This is a genomic window from Burkholderia sp. Ac-20345 (genome assembly GCF_017104825.1).
GTDB classification, from domain to species: domain Bacteria; phylum Pseudomonadota; class Gammaproteobacteria; order Burkholderiales; family Burkholderiaceae; genus Burkholderia; species Burkholderia lata_B.
In genome coordinates this window covers 1-2,134 of the sequence record NZ_JAAGPO010000447.1, presented here as the reverse complement: position 1 = coordinate 2,134, position 2,134 = coordinate 1, and the positions used below count along the sequence as shown (strand labels likewise).

Annotated in this window: 3 protein-coding genes and 1 pseudogene; all 4 read right to left on the bottom strand. The window is 71.8% G+C overall.

The window, feature by feature from the left end:
* The coding region (locus tag G3O06_RS47820) for an FAD-dependent oxidoreductase (protein ID WP_205820327.1) at positions 1-262 on the bottom strand (262 nt) is incomplete at its 3' end.
* On the bottom strand, positions 252-602 hold the full coding sequence (locus tag G3O06_RS47815; RefSeq protein WP_205820326.1) for a cupin domain-containing protein: 351 nt from the start codon (positions 600-602) through the stop codon (positions 252-254). The genes G3O06_RS47815 and G3O06_RS47820, both read right to left, overlap by 11 nt.
* Positions 589-1,770 carry a CoA transferase gene (locus tag G3O06_RS47810; RefSeq protein ID WP_205820324.1) on the bottom strand — a complete coding sequence of 394 codons (1,182 nt, stop codon included), beginning with the start codon at positions 1,768-1,770 and terminating at the stop codon, positions 589-591. Before G3O06_RS47810 ends, G3O06_RS47815 begins: the two co-directional genes overlap by 14 nt.
* Positions 1,767-2,134 (bottom strand): annotated as a pseudogene (locus G3O06_RS47805) (methionine--tRNA ligase); the annotation flags it as partial. The pseudogene G3O06_RS47805 and the gene G3O06_RS47810, both read right to left, overlap by 4 nt.

The following is a 2,134-nucleotide window of genomic DNA, read 5'->3' as shown; positions in this document are numbered from 1 at the left end:
CGAACGCGAACGGCGCGTCGCGCACGCAGCATCCGGCCCGCGCCCACGCGCCGTAATACGCGTTCGCGACCAGCGATCGCGCACGACGCTCGCCGGTGCCGCTGAACGGCGTGACGACGCCGGCCGACAGCGCGGTGGCGGTCTGCACGGCCGGCCGCGCATCGAACACGGCGATGCGCAGCGCGCCCGCATGCCGCGCCGCCACATGCGCGATCGTCGCGCCCGTCACACCCGCGCCGACGATCGCGAGATCAACCCGCATCGGCTTGCCACCAGACGGTGCTGATCACGAGCGGCGTCGCGCCGTCGTTGTGCACCTGGTGCGACCGGTGTGATTCGAAATACAGCACGTCACCGGCGCGCACCCGCACGGGCTCGCCGTCGTAGGTCAGCCGGCCGCTGCCTTGCGCGATCATCCAGCATTCGCGCACCGCGTGGACGTCCAGCCGCGACGTGCAATTCGGCTCGACCGTGAACAGGCCGCCGCGAAACGGAATCTCGCTTTCGCCGAGCCCGGCGAAGTCGGCCTGACGCAGCACGACGCCCGGCACATGCGATTCCGGCGGCAGTGCGCCGACATGCGGAAACTTACGCGCGCTCATCGTGCACCTCCTCCCCGACCAGGCCCAGTTCCGCGAGAATCGCGTCGCGGTCGCGATCGAGCGCCGGCGCGGCCCGGCGGGTAGCCGGATCGGGGCAGCCCGAGATCTTGATCGGCGTCCCCACGAGCCGGTACGGGCCGACATCCGGATCGTCGACGTCGATCAGCATGTTGCGTGCGGCCGTCTGCGGATGGACGACCGCCTGGTCGACCCGGTTGATCGGGCCGGCCGGCAGCCCCGCGCGCGCGAACCGCTCGCACCAGTGCTCGACGCCGTGCGCCGCCAGCAGGCCGTTGAGCGTGCGTTCGAGCTCGGCCTCGTGATCCTTGCGCGCCTCGCCGCCGGCGAAGCGCGGATCGGCGGCGAGCGCCGGCACGCCGAGCGCGTCGCACAGCAGCCGGAACAGCTTGTCGTTGCCGGCCGCGATGATGAGCGGGCCGTCCGCCGCGCGATAAACGCCGAACGGCGGCGCGATCGCCGGCCGATAGCTGCCGACCGGCCCGGTGACTTCACCGGTCGCGAAATAGCGGCCGATGAAATACTCCATCAGCGCGAGCTGGCAGTCGAACATGCCGATGTCGACTTTCGAGCCCTGCCCGGTCCGGCCACGCAGCACGAGCGCCATCAGCAGCCCGGTCGTCAGGAACAGGCCGGCCGCGAGGTCGCCGATCGACGGCCCGACCCGCACGGGCATGCGCCCGGGCTCGCCGGTCACGCTCATGATCCCGCCGAGCCCCTGGACGATCATGTCGTACGCACGGTGATCCCGAAACGGCCCCGTATGGCCGAACCCCGACGCGCTGCCGTAGATCAGGCGCGGAAAGCGCGCATGCAGCGTGTCCCAGCCGTAGCCGATGCGCGCCATCGTGCCGGGCCGGAAGTTTTCGGTGACGACGTCCGCCTTCTCGAGCAACGCGTCGAGCACGCGGCGGTCGGCCGGGTCCTTCAGGTCGAGCGCGATGCTCTCCTTGCCGCGATTGAGCGATGCGAAGTACGCCGACTTGCCGCCGTACCACGGGCCGTATGCGCGTGCGTCGTCGCCGGTCGACGGGCGCTCGACCTTGATGACGCGCGCACCGTGGTCGGCCAGCAGCATCGTGCAGAACGGGCCGGCCAGCACGCGCGTCAGGTCGACGATCACGAGCCCTTCGAGTGCGCCTTCCATCATGCGACCTCCCGCATGCCGGGCGGCAGCACGGCCGCCAGCTCCCCGGGCGTGACCGGGTCGAAGCTCGCCAGCGGCGTGACGACCGGCGACGACAGCCGTGCGAAATCGCCGGCGTTCGGTTCGCCGCGCAACCCGAGCGCGCGCCACGCGGTCCGCGCGAGCGCCGGCATCAGCGGATACGCAAGCAGCGCGAAGCCCTTCGTCCAGCCGTACAGGTCGCCGGCCGCGCGCGCGCCGTCGAAGCGCGCACTCCAGCGCTCGACGACCCGGGCCAGCGCCGTCGGGTCGAACGTCGCGAAATCCATCGCGCGCTGCGCATCGCGCCACGCCGCCTCGGCCGCCCGCGCCGTTTCGTCGGCCGGCA

Bases quoted from the DNA above. Each gene is read 5' to 3' on its own strand.
- G3O06_RS47810 (WP_205820324.1), bottom strand. From the start codon at position 1,770: ATGATGGAAGGCGCACTCGAAGGGCTCGTGATCGTCGACCTGACGCGC.
- G3O06_RS47815 (WP_205820326.1), bottom strand. From the start codon at position 602: ATGAGCGCGCGTAAGTTTCCGCATGTCGGCGCACTGCCGCCGGAATCG.